Source organism: Streptantibioticus parmotrematis (genome assembly GCF_019890615.1).
GTDB classification, from domain to species: Bacteria; Actinomycetota; Actinomycetes; order Streptomycetales; family Streptomycetaceae; genus Streptantibioticus_D; species Streptantibioticus_D parmotrematis.
This window is the reverse complement of sequence record NZ_JAINVZ010000016.1, coordinates 54,139-74,524: the sequence shown is the minus strand read 5'-3', so window position 1 is coordinate 74,524 and position 20,386 is coordinate 54,139. Positions and strand designations below refer to the sequence as shown.

Annotated in this window: 18 protein-coding genes; 4 read left to right on the top strand and 14 right to left on the bottom strand. The window is 72.7% G+C overall.

Annotated elements, in window-relative coordinates; translation table 11 throughout:
- Positions 1-131 precede the first annotated feature (131 nt).
- From whiA to K7472_RS21600, 6 genes are all read right to left on the bottom strand, one after another.
- A complete protein-coding gene (whiA, locus tag K7472_RS21625; protein ID WP_222980168.1) occupies positions 132-1,109 on the bottom strand; it encodes a DNA-binding protein WhiA in 978 nt (325 codons plus the stop codon).
- Complete coding sequence (locus K7472_RS21620) at positions 1,100-2,113, bottom strand: gluconeogenesis factor YvcK family protein (RefSeq protein WP_308014021.1); 1,014 nt, start codon at positions 2,111-2,113, stop codon at positions 1,100-1,102. The genes whiA and K7472_RS21620 overlap by 10 nt, the downstream gene beginning before the upstream one ends.
- Positions 2,110-3,060: an RNase adapter RapZ gene (gene rapZ, locus K7472_RS21615; RefSeq protein WP_222980167.1), complete on the bottom strand. Its 951-nt coding sequence runs from the start codon at positions 3,058-3,060 to the stop codon at positions 2,110-2,112. Before rapZ ends, K7472_RS21620 begins: the two co-directional genes overlap by 4 nt.
- Positions 3,057-5,258, bottom strand: a complete 2,202-nt coding sequence (gene uvrC, locus K7472_RS21610; RefSeq protein WP_222980166.1) for an excinuclease ABC subunit UvrC — start codon at positions 5,256-5,258, stop codon at positions 3,057-3,059. The genes rapZ and uvrC overlap by 4 nt, the downstream gene beginning before the upstream one ends.
- Before the next feature lie 69 nt (positions 5,259-5,327).
- Positions 5,328-6,305, bottom strand: a complete 978-nt coding sequence (locus K7472_RS21605) for a hypothetical protein (RefSeq protein ID WP_222980165.1) — start codon at positions 6,303-6,305, stop codon at positions 5,328-5,330.
- 5 nt (positions 6,306-6,310) lie between these two features.
- Positions 6,311-7,009, bottom strand: coding sequence for a papain-like cysteine protease family protein (locus K7472_RS21600; RefSeq protein WP_222980164.1), 699 nt, complete (start codon positions 7,007-7,009; stop codon positions 6,311-6,313).
- A gap of 268 nt (positions 7,010-7,277) precedes the next feature.
- Between K7472_RS21600 and K7472_RS21595 the strand changes: the two genes are divergently transcribed.
- Positions 7,278-8,237, top strand: a complete 960-nt coding sequence (locus K7472_RS21595) for a hypothetical protein (RefSeq protein ID WP_222980163.1) — start codon at positions 7,278-7,280, stop codon at positions 8,235-8,237.
- A gap of 95 nt (positions 8,238-8,332) precedes the next feature.
- Here the strand turns inward: K7472_RS21595 and K7472_RS21590 are convergent, their stop codons facing one another.
- Together K7472_RS21590 and uvrA are read right to left on the bottom strand one after the other, a co-directional pair.
- Positions 8,333-8,740, bottom strand: a complete 408-nt coding sequence (locus K7472_RS21590; protein WP_222980162.1) for a Rieske (2Fe-2S) protein — start codon at positions 8,738-8,740, stop codon at positions 8,333-8,335.
- 153 nt (positions 8,741-8,893) lie between these two features.
- The gene (uvrA, locus tag K7472_RS21585) at positions 8,894-11,947 is read right to left on the bottom strand and encodes an excinuclease ABC subunit UvrA (RefSeq protein WP_222980161.1); all 3,054 of its coding nucleotides are present in this window, start codon (positions 11,945-11,947) and stop codon (positions 8,894-8,896) included.
- A 287-nt stretch (positions 11,948-12,234) separates the two neighbouring features.
- Here uvrA and K7472_RS21580 point away from each other — a divergent pair, with 287 nt between their 5' ends.
- Positions 12,235-12,942 (top strand): maleylpyruvate isomerase family mycothiol-dependent enzyme, encoded by a 708-nt coding sequence (locus tag K7472_RS21580; RefSeq protein WP_308014020.1) that lies wholly within the window; start codon positions 12,235-12,237, stop codon positions 12,940-12,942.
- 4 nt (positions 12,943-12,946) lie between these two features.
- Positions 12,947-13,603 (top strand): MBL fold metallo-hydrolase, encoded by a 657-nt coding sequence (locus K7472_RS21575; RefSeq protein WP_222980159.1) that lies wholly within the window; start codon positions 12,947-12,949, stop codon positions 13,601-13,603.
- Between the two features lie 120 nt (positions 13,604-13,723).
- Here K7472_RS21575 and K7472_RS21570 read toward each other — a convergent pair whose 3' ends face one another.
- The gene (locus K7472_RS21570) at positions 13,724-14,248 is read right to left on the bottom strand and encodes a GNAT family N-acetyltransferase (RefSeq protein ID WP_252396013.1); all 525 of its coding nucleotides are present in this window, start codon (positions 14,246-14,248) and stop codon (positions 13,724-13,726) included.
- 703 nt (positions 14,249-14,951) lie between these two features.
- On the opposite strand from K7472_RS21570, the gene K7472_RS21565 reads away from it, so the two are divergent.
- Positions 14,952-15,227 (top strand): hypothetical protein, encoded by a 276-nt coding sequence (locus tag K7472_RS21565; protein ID WP_308014019.1) that lies wholly within the window; start codon positions 14,952-14,954, stop codon positions 15,225-15,227.
- A gap of 234 nt (positions 15,228-15,461) precedes the next feature.
- Here K7472_RS21565 and K7472_RS21560 read toward each other — a convergent pair whose 3' ends face one another.
- The 5 genes from K7472_RS21560 to K7472_RS21540 all read right to left on the bottom strand — a co-directional run bounded on the left by K7472_RS21560 (position 15,462) and on the right by K7472_RS21540 (position 20,385).
- Positions 15,462-15,692 (bottom strand): DUF6011 domain-containing protein, encoded by a 231-nt coding sequence (locus K7472_RS21560; RefSeq protein WP_222980158.1) that lies wholly within the window; start codon positions 15,690-15,692, stop codon positions 15,462-15,464.
- Complete coding sequence (locus tag K7472_RS21555) at positions 15,685-15,966, bottom strand: Smr/MutS family protein (RefSeq protein WP_222980157.1); 282 nt, start codon at positions 15,964-15,966, stop codon at positions 15,685-15,687. The genes K7472_RS21560 and K7472_RS21555 overlap by 8 nt, the downstream gene beginning before the upstream one ends.
- Before the next feature lie 38 nt (positions 15,967-16,004).
- Positions 16,005-17,219 carry a cytochrome c oxidase assembly protein gene (locus tag K7472_RS21550; protein ID WP_308014018.1) on the bottom strand — a complete coding sequence of 405 codons (1,215 nt, stop codon included), beginning with the start codon at positions 17,217-17,219 and terminating at the stop codon, positions 16,005-16,007.
- A gap of 169 nt (positions 17,220-17,388) precedes the next feature.
- Positions 17,389-18,474, bottom strand: coding sequence for a TerC family protein (locus K7472_RS21545; protein ID WP_222980156.1), 1,086 nt, complete (start codon positions 18,472-18,474; stop codon positions 17,389-17,391).
- 57 nt (positions 18,475-18,531) lie between these two features.
- Positions 18,532-20,385: a TerD family protein gene (locus tag K7472_RS21540; RefSeq protein WP_222980155.1), complete on the bottom strand. Its 1,854-nt coding sequence runs from the start codon at positions 20,383-20,385 to the stop codon at positions 18,532-18,534.
- Between the last annotated feature and the right edge of the window lies 1 nt (position 20,386).

Sequence of the window (20,386 nt, the reverse complement as noted above, 5' to 3'; positions counted from 1 at the left end):
AGATGTCCGTCTCCGCGCGGCGGGTGTCCGTCTCCGCGAAGCACGACGCCCCGGCGCGCGCGAGGGCGCCGCCGGGGCGGGTGTGACGTACGGGACGCGTACGGATGACGGCGGTTGGGGCCCGCCGGGCGTCAACCGACCATTTCCTCCGTCAGGTTGGACTCCGTGCCGGGGATGCCCAGGTCCGACGCGCGCTTGTCGGCCATCGCCAGCAGGCGGCGGATGCGGCCGGCGACCGCGTCCTTGGTGAGCGGCGGGTCGGCCAGCGATCCCAGCTCCTCCAGCGACGCCTGCTTGTGGTCCATGCGCAGCCGGCCCGCCGCGGCGAGGTGTTCCGGTACCTCGTCGCCGAGGATCTCCAGCGCCCGCTGCACCCTGGCTCCGGCGGCGACCGCGGCGCGGGCGGAGCGGCGCAGGTTGGCGTCGTCGAAGTTGGCCAGCCGGTTGGCGGTGGCCCGCACCTCGCGGCGCATCCGGCGCTCCTCCCACGCGAGCACCGACTCGTGCGCCCCCAGCCGGGTCAGCAACGCGCCGATCGCGTCGCCGTCGCGCACCACGACCCGGTCCACCCCGCGCACCTCGCGGGCCTTGGACGGGATGCCCAGCCTGCGGGCGGCGCCGACCAGGGCGAGCGCGGCCTCGGGGCCGGGGCAGGTGACCTCCAGCGAGGAGGAGCGGCCGGGCTCGGTGAGCGAGCCGTGGGCCAGGAAGGCGCCGCGCCAGGCGGCCTCGGCGTCGCAGGTGGCACCGGAGACGACCTGCGGGGGCAGCCCGCGGATCGGCCTGCCGCGCCCGTCGACCAGGCCGGTCTGCCGGGCCAGCTGGTCACCGCCCGCGACCACCCGCACGACGTACCGGCTGCCTCTGCGCAGCCCGCCGGGGGCCATGACGACCAGGTCGGAGGGGTGGCCGAAGATCTCCAGGATGTCCTTGCGCAGCCGGCGCGCGGCGATGCCGGTGTCCAGCTCCGCCTCGATCACGATGCGCCCGCTGACCAGGTGGAGCCCGCCCGCGAACCGCAGGATCGACGACACCTCCGCCTTGCGGCAGCAGGTCCGGGTGACGGGAAGCCGGGAGATCTCGTCCTTCACCGCTGCCGTCATCGCCATGGGCCGATCCTTCCATACATCCGAAAAACCCGGTCATACGCGGCGGCCAGCCGCTCCGGGTCGTGCCGGGGCCCGTCCGGAGCGGCGACCGGGGCCAGCTCCACCGTGCCCGCCAGCCGCTCGGCGGCCAGGCTCAGGCTCTGGCGGTCGGGCACGGCGGCCTCGTCGGCCAACACCACGTCGATGGTGAGTTTAGGGGCGTGTCGGGCCAAAACCTCCAAGTGACGCTGCGGAGAAAATCCCTCGGTCTCGCCCGGCTGGGGTGCGAGGTTGAGGGTGAGCACCCGGCGTGCGCGGGTCTGGGTCAGCGCCTCGGCCAGTTCCGGCACCAGCAGGTGCGGTATGACGGAGGAGAACCACGAGCCCGGTCCCAGCACCACCCAGTCGGCGTCCATGACCGCCTGGACGGCCTCCGGGACGGCCGGCGGGTCGCTCGGCACCAGCTGGACCTGGAGCACCTCGCCGGGGGTGAGGGCCACCGTGGCCTGGCCCCGCACGGTGTCGGTGTCGTTCGGGCGGGCCGGGTCGTGGCCGCGGACGATCGCCTCCAGGTCGAGCGGCACCGCGGACATCGGCAGCACCCTGCCGTGCGCGCCGAGCAGCCTGCCGACCCACTCCAGGGCGGCGACCGGGTCGCCGAGCTGTTCCCAGAGGGCGACGATCAGCAGGTTGCCGACCGCGTGGCCGTGCATCTCACCCTTACTGGTGAACCGGTGCTGGATCACCCTTGACCAGGTGCGCCCCCACTCGTCGTCCCCGCACAGCGCGGCGAGCGCCTTGCGCAGGTCGCCGGGGGGCAGGACGCCCAGCTCGCTGCGGAGCCGGCCGCTGGAGCCGCCGTCGTCGGCGACGGTGACCACGGCCGTGAGGTCCTGGGTGATGCGGCGCAGGGCGGCGAGGGACGCGGACAGGCCGTGTCCCCCGCCGAGGGCGACCACCTTGGGGGTGACGCCGGAGCGGCGATTGGTGCGCAGCAACCGCCGGGCGGTGCGGGTTCTGATCACTCGCGCCCCATGTCGCGGTGGACCACCACGGTCTCGACGCCGTCGGAGGACAGCCGTCCCGCCAGCCGCTCGGACATCGCGACGCTGCGGTGCTTGCCGCCGGTGCAGCCGACCGCGATCGTCACGTAGCGCTTGCCCTCGCGGCGGTAGCCGGAGGCGACGATGCGCAGCAGCTCGGCGTAGCCGTCCAGGAACTCCTTGGCGCCGGGCTGGTTGAAGACGTAGGTGGCCACCTCGTCGTTGAGCCCGGTGTACGGGCGCAGCTCGGGCACCCAGTGCGGGTTGGGCAGGAAGCGGCAGTCGACCACCAGGTCGGCGTCGACGGGCAACCCGTACTTGAAGCCGAAGGACATCACCGTGGCCCGCAGCTCCGGCTCCTCCTCACCGGCGAACTGGGCGTCCATCTTGGCCCGCAGCTCGTGCACGTTGAGGCTGGAGGTGTCGATCACCAGGTCGGCGTCGCCGCGCAGCTCGCGCAGCAGGTCGCGTTCGGCGGCGATGCCGTCCACGATGCGGCCGTCGCCCTGGAGCGGGTGCGGCCTGCGCACCGACTCGAAGCGGCGCACCAGCGCGTTGTCGGACGCCTCGAGGAAGAGCACCCGCCGCTTGACGTTCTTGGTGTCGAGGGCGGCGAGCGACTCGCGCAGGTTGTCGAAGAAGCGCCGGCCGCGCACGTCCACGACGACCGCGATGCGCGCCACGTTGCCCTGCGAGCGGGCGCCGAGGTCCACCATCGTGGGGATCAGCGCGGGCGGCAGGTTGTCCACGACGAACCAGCCGAGGTCCTCAAGACACTTGGCCGCGGTGCTGCGGCCCGCTCCGGACATGCCGGAGATGATCACCAGTTCGGGGATGGCCTCCGTGGCCTCGCCCGCTCCGCCCGTACTCACCTGTGCTCCGTCTGTGTCGTGCTTGCTGTGCGTGCTGTGCGTGTCGATACCGGTCATTCCTCCGGCCCCCGTTCCTCCCCCGGGTCGCCGGGGGAACCGCCGGGGACGGCGCTCCGGTCGGCCGCCCCCTCCTCCTCAATGATCTCTCCGGTGGCGGTGTTCACAGCGGGAACGGAGGGTGAAGCCTGGGCGAGCGCGACGGCCAGGGACTCGGCCGTCCTGCGGCCTATGCCGGGCACCTCGCACAGTTGCTCGATGGTCGCCGCGCGCAGTCGCTTGACCGAGCCGAAGTGCTTGAGCAGCGCCTGCTTGCGGGTCTCGCCCAGACCCGGCACGGAGTCCAGCGCACCGGCGCGCATCGCCTTGCCACGCTTGCCGCGCTGGTAGGCGATGGCGAAGCGGTGCGCCTCGTCGCGGACGCGTTGCAGCAGGTAGAGGCCCTCGCTGGTACGCGGGAGGATCACCGGGTCGTCGTCGTCCGGCAGCCAGACCTCCTCCAGCCGCTTGGCCAGGCCGCACACCGCGACGTCCTCGACGCCCAGCTCGTCCAGCGCCCGCTTGGCCGCCGCGACCTGCGGCTTCCCACCGTCGACGACCAGCAGCTGCGGCGGGTACGCGAACTTGCGCGGGCGGCCGGTGTCGGGGTCGATGGGCCCACCACGGCCGAGGTCGTCATCAGCGGTGGCGACGGTTGCGGCGGGCGTGTCGCTGTCGGCGGACCGGGGGACGGCCGGGTCGCCGTCGGCGGGCTGAGGGGCGGCAGAGGCACCGTCGGCGGGCGTCGCGGCCAGGGCACCGTCGGCGGGCGGGGCGGCCGGGTCGCCGTCGCCCTGCTCCTCCCACTCGCCCGCGCGCTGCATCTCGCGCAGGTAGCGGCGGAAGCGCCGGGAGACGACCTCGTGCATGGACCGTACGTCGTCCTGACCCGCGAAGGTCTTGATCTGGAAGCGGCGGTACTCGCTCTTGCGGGCGAGGCCGTCCTCGAAGACGACCATGGAGGCCACCACGTCGTCGCCCTGGAGGTGCGAGATGTCGAAGCACTCGATGCGCAGCGGCGCGGTGTCCAGGTCCAGCGCCGCGGCGATCTCCTCCAGCGCGCGCGAGCGGGTGGTCAGGTCGGACGCGCGCCGGGTCTTGTGCAGCGCCAGCGCCTGCTGGGCGTTGCGCTGGACGGTGGCCATCAGGTCCTTCTTGTCGCCGCGCTGCGGGATGCGCAGGCTGACCGCGGAGCCCCGGCGGTGCGACAGCCACTCGGTGACCGGCTCGGAGGGCTCCGGCACCGCCGGGACCAGCACCTCCTTGGGCACCGCGTCACCGCGCTCGTCGCCGTACAGCTGCTGGAGGGCGTGCTCGACCAGGCCCGCGGTGTCGACCGCCTCGACCTTGTCGGTGACCCAGCCGCGCTGGCCGCGCACCCGGCCGCCGCGCACGTGGAAGATCTGGACGGCCGCCTCCAGCTCGTCCTCGGCGACCGCGATCAGGTCGGCGTCGGTGGCGTCGGTGAGCACCACCGCGTTCTTCTCCATCGCGCGCCTGAGCGCCTCGATGTCGTCGCGCAGCCTGGCGGCCTTCTCGTACTCCATCTCGCCGGCCGCCTCGCGCATCGCGGTCTCCAGGCGGCGCAGGTAGGTGCCGGTGCGGCCGGCCATGAAGTCGCAGAACTCCTCGGCGAGTTCGCGGTGCTCCTCGGGGGTGACCCGGCCGACGCAGGGCGCCGAGCACTTGCCGATGTACCCCAGCAGGCAGGGGCGGCCGATCTGGCTGGAGCGCTTGAAGACGCCCGCCGAGCAGGTGCGCACCGGGAAGACCCGCAGCAGCAGGTCGACGGTCTCGCGGATCGCCCAGGCGTGGGCGTACGGGCCGAAGTAGCGCACGCCCCTGCGCTTGGGACCGCGCATCACCTGGACCCGCGGGAACTCCTCGTTCAGCGTGACGGCGAGCGACGGATAGCTCTTGTCGTCGCGGTACTTGACGTTGAAGCGCGGATCGAACTCCTTGATCCAGGAGTACTCCAGCTGGAGCGCCTCGACCTCGGTGGCCACCACCGTCCACTCGACGGCCGCGGCGGTGGTCACCATGGTGCGGGTGCGCGGGTGCAGGTTGGCCAGGTCCTGGAAGTACGAAGACAGCCGCTGGCGCAGGCTCTTGGCCTTGCCGACGTAGATGACGCGGCGGTGTTCGTCGCGGAACTTGTAGACCCCCGGCGAGTCGGGGATCTGCCCCGGCTTCGGGCGGTAGCTGGAGGGGTCGGCCATGTCACCACCCTACTGGCGACGACCGACAGTCCCGGGCCCGCACGGGTGTTGCGGGCCCGGGTCCGTCGGTCAGGCCCGGCCGCTCCTGCGGCGCAGCGCCCGTCCGCCCAGAGCCGCGGCCAGGGTCAGGACCGCACCGCCGCCCGCGAGGGCCGCGGTACCGGTGGCGCCGACTCCCGCCGTGCCGTGGCCGGCCGCCGAGGCGGCCGCCGTGCGGGAGGCCGTGCCGTGGCCCGCCTGGTCGCCGGCCTGGCCGCCTGCCGCCGAACGGGTGGCCGCGCGGGCCGCCGCGTCGGGGGCCGTGTTGCCGAAGCCGCCCGCGTAGCCCTGCTTGTCGTACGCCGAGCCGGGCAGCATGTGCCCGTACGCGGTGCGCACGTGCCGCTGGTACGCGGCGACGGTCGTGCCGTGGGCGCCGACCACGGCCGTGGCCTCGGTGTCGAGCGGCAGCACGCGGTCGCCCCGCAGCACGTACCAGGCGTTGATCTGCGGCTCGCGGAAGACCGTGCCGTCGCCGTGCGCCTTGGCGGTGTACGCGGTCTCGTCGTCGCCGCTGGCGATGTTGACGACCTGCCAGCCCTTGGCGGTCCTCGCGGTCCACACCGACGCGGTCTGGCCGGTGGCGGAGACCGCGTCGGTGGCCACGTAGGACGGTTGGGCGACGGCGGCGCCGGGCGTGCCCGCGACGAAGGCGGGGTCGAGCGTGTAGACGGTGACGCTGGCGCCGGACAGGCGGGGCGCGGCGGCCGTACCCGCGGCGGCCCGGGCCCGCGCGCTGCCGTGGTCGGGGTCGGCGGCGAAGAACTTGCCCAGGACGGCCAGGGTGGCCTGGTTGCCGGCCACCGCGCGCCCGGCGGACACCTGCGAGGCGGTCAGGGCCTGCGGGGCGGCCGGGGTGGCGGCTGCCTGGGCGGCGGCTTCCGGGGTGACGGCTTCCGGGGTGGTGGCGGAGGCGGTGCCCGCGCCCGCCAGGCCGAGGGCCGCGGTGGCGAGCGCGGCGGCGCCCAGGACGCGCAGGGCGGTGGCGCGAGGGGTGGTGGCGTTCATGGCGGTCACGCTCCGATTCCGTAGAGCGTGTGGGTCCAGGAGAAGTCCGAGTTGTCGGTGTAGTAGTTGTACGTCGCCCAGTTGTAGCGGTTGTCGTCCGGCCACGGGTCGCCCCAGTAGACGTAGCCGTCGGAGGTGTCGTAGCCGTAGATCACCTCCATGTGGCCGCCGCCCGAGCTCCACTGGATGCGGGTCTGGACCGGCCGCTTGGCGTTGATCTCGCGCTGGACGCCGGAGTAGCTCAGGGTGCCCTGGATGTAGTCGCCCGAGTCGAGGCCCATCCAGTTGTACGCGGTCTGGTCGTCGGCGAGGGTGGCCTGGTCGTTGGGGCAGCTGGAGTTCTGGCTGTAGCCGAACGCGGCGTCGCAGAACTGGTTCTGGCTGTAGCTGTAGCCGAACCAGGAGGCGATGGTGTCGCCGCTGGCGGCCCAGCACCAGTTGGTCTGCTGCTGCTCCTGCATGCTGATGTTCAGCTGCGCCGCGGGGCTGGCGGCGGGCGTCTTCGCGGAGGCGGGCGTGGTCGCGGAGGCGGGGGCGGTCCTTGTCGCGGAGGCGGGGGCTGCCGCCGACGCGGTGGTGGCCGAGGCCGCGGTCGCCGACAGGGCGGCGGCGATCACGAGGCAGGCCGTGGCGAGTCCACGGCGGCCGAAGCGGCGGGACCCGCGGGCCGTGCGGGCTCTGCGGGGTTGCTCGATGGGGGACATGGCTGCGTTCCTCCCTGGTGAGGGCCTGGTGGGGGCAGGGGAAGGAGCGCGTCCGGACGCTCGTGGACGAGCATCCGGCAGTGACAGAACATGGTCAACGGGGGTTGTCATGGGCCTGGCGCGTCTGTGAACGGCCGAAATACCGTTGTGAACGGCACGGCGTCCGCCGCAGGTAACCTCGCCCCCCACCGGACCGCGGCACGGGCACCGATGTGAACGTTCACGCCGCGGTGGCCGCGTCCGCGCCCGTGCCGGAAGGAGATCGACGATGAGCACGATCGGCGACGCCCAGGGCACTCAGGGCACCGACCGCCCCGCCTCCGCCGAGGCCCGCCTCGCCGACGCGCTCCGCACCGGCCCGTTCCCGGTCGCCCTGCGGGCCGCGCTGGCCGCCCGGGGGCTGGCCCTGCACCGGATCAGGCACCGGCTGGAGCTGCGCGGTGTCCACGTCGGCGTGACCAGCCTCAGCTACTGGCAGCGCGGCGTCCGCCGGCCCGACCGGCCCGAGTCACTGCGCGCGGTCACCGCGCTGGAAGAGGTCCTGGACCTGCCGCCGCACTCCTTGACCCGGCTGCTGGGCCCGCGCACCCCCGACGCCCGGCCGCAGGCCCGCCCGTACCGCGCGGTCCTGGAGGCCGCGGCCGTCGTCGAGTCGCTGCTGGCCGAACTGGAGGCGCCGCCCGACGGCGGTCTGCACACCGTCATGCAGTACGAGTACGTGCGCATCGGCGCCGCCCGGGAGCTGAGCCACCGCCGCTCGCAGCACGTGGTCCGCGCCCACCGCGACGGCGTGGACCGCTATCTGGCCATCCACCTCGGCGACCCCGGCGGCGACGTCGAGCGGGTCCGGGTGCGCGCCACCGACAACTGCCGGGTGGGCCGCGTGCGCCGCCACGCGGCCTCGTGCGTGGTCGTCACCGAGCTGCTCTTCGACGGGCGGCTGCGCAGCGGCGACACCGCGCTGCTCGGCTACGAGGTGGACGACGGCAGCGCCGGACCCAGCGTCGAGTACGTGCGCGGGTTCACCTTCGGCGGCGGCGGTTACGTGCTCCAGGTGGGCTTCGACGCGGCTGCCCTGCCGGTGCGCTGCCGCCGCTTCGCCCGCTCCTCCCCCGACGGCCCGCGCCGCGACGTCGCCGAGCTGACGCTCAACGGCCACGGCACGGTGCACCTGGTACAGCCCGAGGTACGGCCGGGGGTGCTGGGGATCACCTGGGAGTGGGACTAGGGGGCGGTCCTGGGCGGGCGTCGTGACGGACGCGGTCCGGGCGGCCTGAGTGCCCGATGCGGCCGGCAGTCCGGGCGCCCGTTCCCGTCGGCCGCTCAGGAGTCCGCGACCAGCTTGCCGTTCTGGACCGTGACGCCGACCGCGGGCAGCGGGGTCGGCGCCGGGCCCTGCTCCACCGCGCCTGTCAGCGCGTTGAACTGGCTGCCGTGGCAGGGGCAGGTGACGACGTTGTTCTGGATCGAGGCGACGACGCAGCCCTGATGCGTGCAGACCGCGCTGAAGCCCTTGTACGCGCCCTTGGTCGGCTGCGCCACGACCACCTTCTGGTCGCGGTACAGCTTGGCGCCGCCGACCGGCACCTCGTCGGCCGCGCCGAGGTCGACCGGCCCGGTCGGCTGCTTGGGCTTGGCGGCGCAGCCCGCCACGCCCAGGCCGACGCCGGCGACCCCGACGACGGCGGCGCCCTGGAGCACGGTGCGGCGGGCGGTGGGCTGGTCGGTCATGGCGCTGTTCTCCGCTCGGGACGAGGTACGGCGTGGCGGCGCCATGCCGTACCGGCAGGTGCCGAACGCGACGGCGAACCGCCGCCTCCGTACCTTACGACCCGAATATTCCGGCGCTCCGCCAGCCCCCTGCCCACCGCCGCCGCGCCACGCTCACCCCTTCCCGCTCGCCCGCTTCCGCGTCGCCGCGGCCTTCTTCGCGGGCGCCTTGGCGCTCTTCGCCGCGGACTTGGCGGCGGTGGCGGCCGTCTTCGCCGCGCTCGTGGCCGTCTTCGCCGTCTTGGCCGCCGTCCTGCGGGCGGGCGCCTTGGCCGCGGTCGTGCGGGAACCGGCCCGCTTCTGCGCCGGGATCGCCGCGTCGCTCACCCGGTCGCCGAGGATCTCGCGCAGGAACTTGCCGGTGTGGCTGGCCGGGACCGACGCGACCTCCTCCGGGGTGCCCTCGGCGACCACCAGGCCACCGCCGCTGCCGCCTTCGGGGCCCATGTCGACGACCCAGTCGGCGGTCTTGATGACGTCGAGGTTGTGCTCGATGACGACGACCGAGTTCCCCTTCTCGACCAGCCCCGACAGCACGGAGATCAGCTTGCTGATGTCCTCGAAGTGCAGACCGGTGGTCGGCTCGTCCAGCACGTAGACCGTCCGGCCGGTGGAGCGCTTCTGCAGTTCGCTGGCGAGCTTGACGCGCTGCGCCTCGCCGCCGGAGAGGGTCGGCGCGCTCTGGCCGAGCCGCACGTAGCCCAGGCCCACGTCGTTGAGGGTGCGCAGGTGGCGGGCGATGGCCGGGACCGCCTCGAAGAAGTCGAGCGCCTCCTCGATCGGCATGTCCAGCACCTCGGCGATGGACTTGCCCTTGTAGTGGACCTCCAGCGTCTCCCGGTTGTAGCGGGCGCCGTGGCAGACCTCGCACGGCACGTAGACGTCCGGCAGGAAGTTCATCTCGATCTTGATCGTGCCGTCACCGGAGCAGTTCTCGCAGCGGCCGCCCTTGACGTTGAACGAGAAGCGTCCCGGCAGGTAGCCGCGGACCTTGGCCTCCATGGTCTCCGCGAAGAGCCTGCGCACGTGGTCGAAGACGCCGGTGTACGTGGCCGGGTTGGAGCGCGGGGTGCGGCCGATCGGCGACTGGTCGACGTGCACCACCTTGTCGACCAGGTCGTCGCCGTCCACCCGGGTGTGGCGGCCGGGGACCGCGCGGGCGCCGTTCAGCTCGCGGGCCAGGTGGGTGTAGAGGATGTCGTTGACCAGCGTGGACTTGCCGGAGCCCGAGACGCCGGTGACGGCGGTGAAGACGCCGAGCGGGAAGGAGACGGAGATGTCCCGCAGGTTGTGCTCGCGGGCGCCGTGCACCGTCAGGCGGCGCTTGGGGTCGATCGGGCGGCGCAGGTCCGGGATCGGGATGGCCCGCCGGCCGGACAGGTACTGCCCGGTCAGCGACTCCTTGTTGGTCAGCAGCTTGCCCAGCGCGCCGGAGTGCACCACCTTGCCGCCGTGCTCGCCCGCGCCCGGGCCGATGTCGACGACCCAGTCGGCCGTGCGGATGGTGTCCTCGTCGTGCTCCACCACGATCAGCGTGTTGCCCAGGTCGCGCAGTCGCACCAGGGTCTCGATCAGGCGGTGGTTGTCGCGCTGGTGCAGGCCGATGGACGGCTCGTCCAGCACGTAGAGCACGCCGACCAGCCCGGAGCCGATCTGGGTGGCCAGCCGGATGCGCTGCGCCTCGCCGCCGGACAGGGTGCCCGCGGCGCGGTTGAGCGAGAGGTAGTCCAGGCCGACGTCGACCAGGAAGCGCAGCCGCTCGTTGACCTCCTTCAGCACCCGCTCGGCGATGGTCTTCTCGCGGGCGGTGAGGGTGAGGGTGCGCAGGAAGTCGGCGCAGTCGTTGATCGACATGGCCGAGACCTCGGCGATCGACCGCCCCGCCACGGTGACCGCGAGCACGATGGGCTTCAGCCGGGTGCCTTCGCAGGTGGGGCAGGGCACCTCCCGCATGTACCCCTCGAAGCGCTCGCGGCTGGAGTCGGTCTCCGCCTCGGAGTGCCGCCGCTTGACGAACGGGATCGCGCCCTCGAAGGCCGTGGTGTACGACCGCTGCCGCCCGTAGCGGTTGCGGTAGCTGACCTGGATCTGCGTCTTGTGGCCGCCCAGCAGGGCCTTCCTGGCGCGCTGCGGCAGCCCGGCCCAGGGGATGTCGGTGCGGAAGCCCAGTTCGTCGGCGAGCGCGCCGACCAGTCGGCCGAAGTAGTCGCTGGTGTGGCCGTGCGACCAGGGGGCGATGGCGCCCTCGTCGAGCGACTTCTCCTCGTCGGGGACGATCAGCTCCGGGTCGACCTCCATGCGGGTGCCGATGCCGGTGCAGTCCGGGCAGGCGCCGAACGGCGAGTTGAACGAGAAGGAGCGCGGCTCCAGCTCCTCGAAGGACAGGTCGTCGTACGGGCAGTACAGGTGCTCGGAGAACATCCGCTCACGCTGCGGGTCGTCCTCCGGCAGGTCGACGAAGTCCAGGATGACCATGCCGCCGGACAGGCCGAGCGCGGTCTCGACCGAGTCGGTCAGCCGCCGCTTGGCGCTGTCCTTGACGGTCAGGCGGTCGACGACCACCTCGATGGTGTGCTTCTCCTGCTTCTTCAGCTTCGGCGGGTCGGTCAGCTGGACGGTCGCGCCGTCCACCCGGGCCCGGCTGTAGCCCTTGGTCTGCAGGTCGGAGAAGAGGTCGACGTACTCGCCCTTACGCTCGCGCACCAGCGGGGAGAGCACCTGGAAGCGGCTGCCTTCCTCCAGCTCCAGCACGCGGTCCACGATGGCCTGCGGGGACTGGCGGCTGATCGGACGGCCGCACTCCGGGCAGTGCGGCTTGCCGATGCGGGCGAACAGCAGCCGCAGGTAGTCGTAGACCTCGGTGATGGTGCCCACGGTGGAGCGCGGGTTGCGCGAGGTGGACTTCTGGTCGATGGAGACCGCGGGCGACAGACCCTCGATGAAGTCCACGTCCGGCTTGTCCATCTGGCCGAGGAACTGCCGGGCGTACGAGGAGAGCGACTCGACGTAGCGGCGCTGCCCCTCGGCGAAGATGGTGTCGAACGCGAGGGACGACTTGCCGGACCCCGACAGTCCGGTGAAGACGATGAGCGAGTCGCGGGGAAGGTCCAGCGAAACGTTCTTGAGGTTGTGCTCGCGAGCGCCGCGGACGGTGAGTCGATCGGCCACGCCGGTCCCGTACCTTTCGTGGAAACGAAGGGGTAAGCACCCCCCGTTCAGCGTAGCTGGGGCGCGTTCCGCTCTTCTTGCCGAATGCCTTGGAGTCTCGGTGATGTCTCTGCTGACGTCTGGTGACGCCTGGTGGTGTCTCTCTACGAGCGTATAGCACGCACATTCGATTCCCGGTCGGCGGCGGCCATGTTCACCCGACCGAGTGAGCCGCGCTAGCGTCAGAGGTGATCGACAACGAGACGACCCCCAGGAGGCCCTCCTTGTCCGTCCAACGACTCGATCCCGTGAGTGATGCGGCCGAGGTGCGCGACGCCACCGCCGCGCTGTTCGAGGCGGCGTCCGCGCTCGCCCCGGACGCCGTCACCGGCCCCTCGCTGCTGCCGGGCTGGACCCGCGGCCACGTCATGACCCACCTGGCGCGCAACTCCGACGCGCTGGTCAACCTGCTGACCTGGGCGCGTACCGGCGAGGAACGCGCGATGTACGTCAGCGAGGAGGCCAGGAACAAGGACATCGAGGACGGCGCGTCCCGCCCGTTGCCCGAGCAGCTCGCCGACCTGCGCCGGGGCGCGGACGCGCTGGCCGAGGCGATGGACGCCATGCCGCCGCAGGCCTGGGCGGCGCAGGTGCGCACCCGGCACGGCGGGGTGCGTCCGGCGGCCCAGATCCCGATGATGCGGCTGCGGGAGCTGCACCTGCACCTGGTCGACCTGGACGTCGGCCGGACCTGCGCCGACCTGCCGGCCGGCTTCGTCGCGCGGGACCTGGCCGCGCTCGCGGACGGCCTGTCCGGCCGCGAGGGCATCCCCGCGGTGCGGCTGCGCTGTACCGACTCCGGCGAGACCTGGAACATCGGCAACGCGGACGAACCCGAGCTGACGGTGAGCGGCCCGGCCGGCGCGCTGCTGGCCTGGGTCACCGGGCGCAGTCGCGGCGAGGACCTGACGGCGGATCCGCAGGCGCCGCTGCCGGTGCTGCCACCGCTAGGGTGACGCCATGTCGTACACCGGAGCAGTGAAGGTCGGCGGCCCGCCGGACGTGCACGAACTCACCGATCTGATGATCACCAAGGTCGCGGTCGGCCCGATGGACAACAACGCGTACCTGTTGCGGTGCCGGGCGACCGGTGAGCAGGCGCTGGTCGACGCCGCGGCCGAGTCCGCGACCCTGCTGGGCACGATCGGGGAGAGCGGGATCGCGTCGGTGATCACCACGCACCGGCACGGCGACCACTGGGGCGCGCTGCGCGAGGTGGTCGACGCCACCGGCGCCCGCACGTACGCGGGCCGCCTGGACGTGGAGGGCATCCCGGTGCCCACGGACGTCCCGGTGGACGACGGCGACACGATCGCGGTCGGCCGGGTCACCCTGACCGCCCGCCACCTCGTCGGCCACACCCCGGGCAGCATCGCCCTGGTCTACGACGACCCGCACGGCCACCCGCACGTCTTCACCGGGGACTGTCTCTTCCCGGGCGGCGTGGGCAACACCTTCAACGATCCCGAGGCGTTCCGCAGCCTGCTCGGGGACGTGGAGGCGAAGCTCTTCGCCCGGCTCCCGGACGAGACGTGGGTCTACCCGGGCCACGGCAACGACACGACGCTGGGCGCCGAGCGGCCGCATCTGTCGGAGTGGCGCGAGCGGGGCTGGTAGCCGAAGCACGAGAGCGGGGCCGCCCGGCACGGGGGCGGCCCCGCTTCGCTGCCACGACTGCCTCGCGCACGCGTCCCGGCGAGGAACCGGCTCACGCTGTCGGCAATCGGCAGACGCTCGTCAGCGGGACCCGGGCTGCTGCTCGGGCAGCACGGCCGAAGCGTGGCTTCCCGCCCCGGCTTCTACGGCGGCCCGGCTCGCATCACGCCGGTAGGTGTAGAGGACGAGCCCCTCATGGAACCTGCCCAGCCTGTCGTACAGCGCGCGAGCCGGAGCGTCCTCCAGCGTGTTCCAGTAGAGGCCGGGCGAGCCGTTCTCCTCGGCGTCACGCGCGACCCACTCGATCACCGCCGTCGCGACACCCTGCCGCCGGGCTTCCGGATCCACGAACAGGTCGGCCAGATAGCACTTTTCGGAGTACCAGACGCTGGCGTGGAACAGGTAGTGCGCGATGCCGACCATCCTGCCGTCGAGCCGTGCGGCGACCCCGCGTATGCGCTCGTCGTCGAGCAGGCGCCGCCAGGTCCGTTCGTAACTGTCGTCGCTGCGCTCGACCTTGAAGTACGCGTCCTTGCCGCGAGCCAGCGCTTCCCAGCGGACGCGGTCGGACTCGGTCAGGAAACCGATCTCCACCATGGCGCCCATCCTGCTCCCTGCCAGGGGTCACTTGAAGCGCTCTGCGACTTGGGACAGGGCTGGGACAGGGCGCCGAGAGGTGCGCCCACCGCACCTCCACCGTCACCACCGACGTCCCGGCCCACCACTGCGATCCGGCCGGTCGTGGCAGCGCGGCTCGAAACGGGCTGAGCGGCATCGCGGCCGTCGAGCGGCGAAGCGACGGCTGCGTCCTCCCGTTCTCCCGTTCCCCTGTTCTCCTGTTCTCCCTCAGAAGAGATCTCGCGCTTCTACGCTCGCCACATGAATCGTCCCCCTGAGGAAGCCCTCGCGTGCGTGGCGTCCGTGGTCAGGGCGCCGATCACCGAGGTACGAAGGCTGCGGCACGGGGGCGGTCCTTGGCTGCTAGGGGGTCGGCTCTCGGGGTCCTCGGAGCGAAACACTTCGGCCAACTCCCGGACGAAACCTCGGTCTATCGTGGACACTGGAACGCCAAGACGCCGGTTGCCGAGCGGGCGCATTCGAACGCGTGGCGTGAACGGGGCTGGTGAGCGGGGCGGTTGACGCCGGACCGGGTCGTACCGGCTGCGGGCGGCCCCGCGCCGCTGTCCGGTCCCGCGTGGTGGGACTCATTTCAAACGGAAGACACATTCCGTCCATCGCGGTTCATCCACCCCTGCACGGAGCATGTATGGGAGATGGGTAGGCCTCAGGTGGGAAGTAGAGGTGCCTTGTGTCGGATCTTTCGGAACTTCCGGAACTGGAGCCGCGCCGTTTCTACCTGCAACGTCACCTCGACGTGACGGGGGCGTCGGGAACGGGCGTGGTGGCGTGGGGAGTCGCCTGGCCCGACGGCTCGGCGTCCATCCGCTGGGTGCGGGAACCGGCGTCGGTGGTGTTCTGGCCCGGTGGTGTGACGGACGCCGAGTGGGTGCACAGCCACGGCGGCGCGACGGAGGTGGTCTGGATCGACGGGCAGACGAGCGCGCGGGAGGCCGAGGCGTCCTGACGCCTCGACGCCCACGACGCGGCGGAAAGGATTCATCCGGGGCGGGCCCGCGTTCTCACGGGCCCGCCCCGCGTACGCGGTATGCCCACCGGCGGTACGACGCCCACGCGGTACGCCCTCAGGCGTACGCCCGCACGCGGTACGGCGCCCACGCGGTACGCCCGTAAGCAGTACGGCGCCGACCGGCCCTCCCGCGCCCGATTGCCGTCCCGCACCCGAACGCCCTCCCGCGCCTCACAGGCCCGGCAACGGGTCCTGGTCGGCCTCGTGGGCCGGTGGGCGCGGAGCCGCGCGCTGCGCGAGCTTGGCGCGGCAGTCGTCGCCCAGGCCCCACAGCCGTGCCTGCCTGCCGTGCAACGGACGTCCGCACACCCGGCAGGTGACCCGGCGGCGGCCCGTAGGGGCCGACTCGTCATGACCGTCCCCGTCCACGCCCCCGTACGGCAGTGTCGGGTCGTCAGCCACGGCCGCCGCCCGCCGCGGGGCCCTCGCCGTAGACGAAGTGGACCAGGACACGCCCGGAGTTCCTGGGATCGGTCTCCAGGTGGTCGTACATCTTCCTGATGTGTTTCTGGCCCAGGAAGGCCATCACCCGCTTCATCAACTGCCCGCTGCCCTTGCCGGGGATGATCTCGACGACGGTCTCGCGACTGCGCACCGCGGTGAAGATCGCCTGGCGCAGGGCGAGTTCGATATCACGGTTGTTGCGGAAGATGGGATGCAGATCGAGGGTGAGCAACGCGGCCTCCTGTCGGACGACGGTCTGGCCGTCGGAGCCTAGCGGCGGGCCCCGCGGCCGGTGTTGCGGCGGACGCGTTCCGCGACCTCGCCGCTCTCGGTCTCCCACCACGGCCGGACCATCTGCGGACCGCCCGGACCGCCCGGACCGGCGGGACCGGCGGGACCGGCCAGTGCGGCGCCGGGCGCGCCGTCCGTGGTCTCCGCATCGGCCGCACCGGCCGCACTAGCCGCACTGTCTACACCGATCGCGTGGTCCGCGGCGTCCGCCGCGTCCGCCCCGGCGCCCCGCGCGGGTTCCCCGAGCATCGGCGCGGTGTCCTGCGGCGCGGATCCGCCGGAGGCCACCCCCACGGCGACCGGGACGAGCTCGCGGTCGAGCCGCGCGTCCAGTTCGACGGCCTTGCGCCGCTCCTCGCGCCACCACTCCACGAACACCGCGCCCAGGAACGGCAGTCCGATCAGCTCGGCGATGGTGAGCATCAGCCCGCCGCCGATCTGCTGGTCGCGCTGGAGGGTGGGGCCCCAGGTGCGCGGGTGGGCGGCGTACCAGTTTCCGGCCACCAGCGTGCCGCTGAGCATCACCACGATGCCCGGCAGCGAGTCGAAGAGCCCGTCGATGAAGACCAGCAGCGCCCGGATCGGGTGGGTGCACCAGCGCGGCAGCATCTCCTGCTTGGTCAGCATCGGCAGCACGAACAGGCAGCCGCTGAGCAGCAGTTGCAGGTGCATCAGCTGCCGCACGCCGTCCTCGCGCAGCGCGGTCTGGAAGTAGGAGGTGAAGTAGATCGACAACTCGGAGATCAGGACGAGCACCGAGCTGACGAACGGGAACGTCAGCAGCCGCACCACCCAGCTGCGCATCACCGCGTCCAGCCTGCGCCCGCCGGACGGTGACAGCGCGCGCCCGGCCAGCGTCACCGGATCGCCGAGCGCGAGGCCGAGCGGGGCGAGCAGGTCCAGCATGATGTTCTGCACGGCGGCGGGCCAGAACAGCACCCGGCTGTAGACCATCAGCGCGGACATCGTCGCGAGGACGATCACGCCGAGGCCGAGCACCGCGAACGCCGCCGTCCGCGCCACCGGCCAGCTCTCACCGCGTCGCCGCAGCTTCAGCACGGCCGCCGCGTACAGCGCGCCGAGCAGCACCACGAACGCGAGCGCGACCGGGTCGAGCTCCCACGAGGTCAGGAAGCGGGAGCCCGTCAGCTCCGGCAGTTCCGTCACCGCCAACGTCGCCGCCACGGCGCTCACCGGCACCCACCTGCCCTCATATCGGACGCCCTCGTACCGACCGGTGCGATACCGGCTCGATTGCGGCAACCAGGTTAGACGCCCGGTGGGTGGCGCCCGCGCGCCGGGGTGGGAGTCCGGCGTGGCGGGTCCGGCGGAGCGCGGTGGCGTGGCCCGTGCGGTGCGGGGGTCAGACGCGCGCCGCGGTCTCGGGCTCCGGCTGCGGCTCCGACTCCGGCTCGGGTTCGCCCACCTCCGCGGCCTCGTCCCGCGCCGCCTCGGCCTCCGTCCGCCGCCCGGAGGCGATCAGGCTGGTGGCCGTGGTGACCGCCAGGACGGCGCCGATGACGCCGAGCGAGACGGGCACGGATATCTCGGGCACGTGGGCACCGGACTCGTGCATCGCGTGCAGCACGAGCTTGACGCCGATGAAGCCGAGGATGACCGAGAGCCCGTACGACAGGTGGACCAGCCGGTCGAGCAGGCCGCCGAGCAGGAAGTACAGCTGCCGCAGACCCATCAGCGCGAACGCGTTGGCGGTGAAGACGATGTACGGGTCCTGGGTGAGGCCGAAGATGGCCGGTATCGAGTCGAGGGCGAAGAGCACGTCCGTCATGCCGATCGCCAGCATGACGATCAGCATCGGCGTCACCAGCCGCTTGCCGCCCTCGATCACGAACAGCGCGGTGCCGTGGAACCTGTCGGTCGTCGGGATGCGCCGTTCGATGGCCTTGAGCAGTCGGTTCTCCTCGAACTCCGCCTTCTCTCCCGTCGCCGGCTTCCCGTGCGCCGGCTTCCCGTCCGCGGGTGTCCGGTCCGCGCGCGCCTCCCGCAGGAGCTTCCACGCGGTCCACACCAGGAAGGCTCCGAACAGGTAGAACACCCAGGAGAAACTGGCGATCAGCGCGGCGCCCGCGGCGATGAAGACCGCGCGCAACACCAGCGCGATCAGGACGCCCACGAGCAGCACCCGCTGCTGGAGCACACGGGGCACGGCGAACTTCGCCATGATCAGGACGAACACGAAGAGGTTGTCGACACTGAGCGCCTTCTCGGTGACGAAGCCCGCGAAGAACTCACCGGCGGGTCGTCCGCCTCCGAAGACCAGCAGACCGAGCCCGAAGAGCCCGGCCAGGGCGACCCACACCGCCGTCCACAGCCCGGCTTCCTTGAGGGACACGTCATGCGGCTTGCGGCCGCCGACGAGGAAGTCGACCGCGATCAGGGCGCACAGGCCCGCGATGGTGAGCCCCCAGAGGGCGAGGGAAACGTCCACACCGAAGACGGTACAGGAATCACCAAGTGGAGGTAAAGTACTATTCAAATGTGCAGTTCAGTGGCCGGTCCGTCCTTCGCCGTACGCCTGGCGTGCCGCCGCCAGCTCGAGCGCGACGTGTTCCAGCACCCGGCTGCCGTCCGGCACCATCAGCGGCTCGTAGGTCCAGGCGTGCCCGACCCACGGATCCGCCAGGTGATCGTCGGGCAGCGGGGTGAGCCGCAGCAGCGAGCGCCACAACGGGTCCAGCACGGGCCCGAACGCCTGGGCGTCGGCACGGTCCGCCAGCAGCATCACGTGCACCCCGGCGGCGGGCCCCTCGTCCAGCAGATAACGCAGCTGGGTGATCGCGCGGTCGTCCACGCCGTACGGGAAGTCGCCGACGACCAGCAGATGGCGGCCGGGGTCCAGATCGGGCGGCAACGCGTCCGGCGCCCCGGCCCGCAGCGCCAGCTGTACGAGGTCCACGTGCCGCGTCATCGCCGCCAGCAGCCCGGCCGCCTCGTCCCACTGCCGCAGCGACCCCGTCACCCCCAGCGGGCCGAACGCGTCCGACACCGCGTCCCGGTCACCGGCCGCCGCCAGGTGGACCGTGAGCCCGTCCACCGGATGTGCGGCCAGCAGCCGCAGCGCGAGCGCCGCCGCCATCTCGGCGGCCCTGCGGCGCGGCACGTCGGGCTCGGCCGCCGCCGCGGCGCCGTACCCCTGGCCGGTGTCGATCCACAGCCCCTCGTCGAGAGGCAGCGGCAGCAGCATCGGGACGCGCAGTTCCGGCACCTCGGGCAGGTGGAGGTCCCCGAGGCGTACGGCCAGCGGCGTCGCGTCCGCCGCCGACGGCACGCGGTAACCGTGCCACGCGGGGCTCTCCCAGCCGGCCATGGCCGGGGGCAGCGCGGGCTCGACCACCTCGGACTCGGCGGTGAGCCCGCGCAGGTCGTGGTCGAGCGCGGCGCGGGCCTGGTCGGTGAGCGCGTCGCGGCGCGCCTGGGCTCGTTCGCGCGAGGCGTCGTGGGCGGCTCCGGTCCGGTCCGCGGGGTCGGCCAGCAGGGCGTCGAGTTCGGCGTCGAGCCGCGACTGCGCGAAGTCGACAGCGCCCCGGTAGGCGGCGATGCGCCTCGTCAGGTCTTCGAACACGCCGCCGACCTGGTTGTACAGACGTTCCTCCAGCGTCCATCCGACGGCGTCCCCCGCGACGGGCTGACTCGGGTCAGGACGGTCCTCGGCGCTGAGGGCCGCTGCCGGGTGCGGGTCGGCTGCGGCAGCGGGCCCGGGGGGCGGCGTGGCGGACGGGGGCGTGGCGTGCGCGGACGGAGACGTGCCGGGCTGCGTGGGCGGGCCGCTGCGCTGGGCGGGTATGGCGGGGGACGAGCGATCCGAGGCGGTCGTGCCGCGCATCCGCCCGGCATCCCGCTCCGCGTCCGGGACGCCGTACTCCTCCAGCATGCGGCGCAGGCCCGCCGCGTAGCCCTGGCCCACGGCGCGGATCCGCCAGGCCCCCTGCCTGCGATACAGCTCCAGCGCGGCCACCGCTGTCTCCGTGTCGAGGCCGTGCAACGTGAAGCGGGCCAGCTCCTCGTCGCCGACGCCGACCACCGCCACGTGCGGCGGCGGTGTGATCCGGCCGAAGCACGTCGGCGCGTCCTGGCCCTGCGGCAGCGCGAGCAGCACCGTCAGCCGCGGGGTCCCGGGCGGGACCGCGGCCAGATCGACGATGAGCGGCCGGTCCGCGGCCGCGCGGAACTCCACCCCGGGCAGCGCGGGCCCGCCCTGATGTGCCAGGCGGACCGGATCCTGGTCGTCCGTGCCGTCCACGATCACCGCGGTGGGCAGCGGGACGGCCGCCCGCACCCGGATCTCCAGCCGGGTCCGCGTCAACGGACGGTTCTGCCCGCGTACCAGCTCGACGCCCATC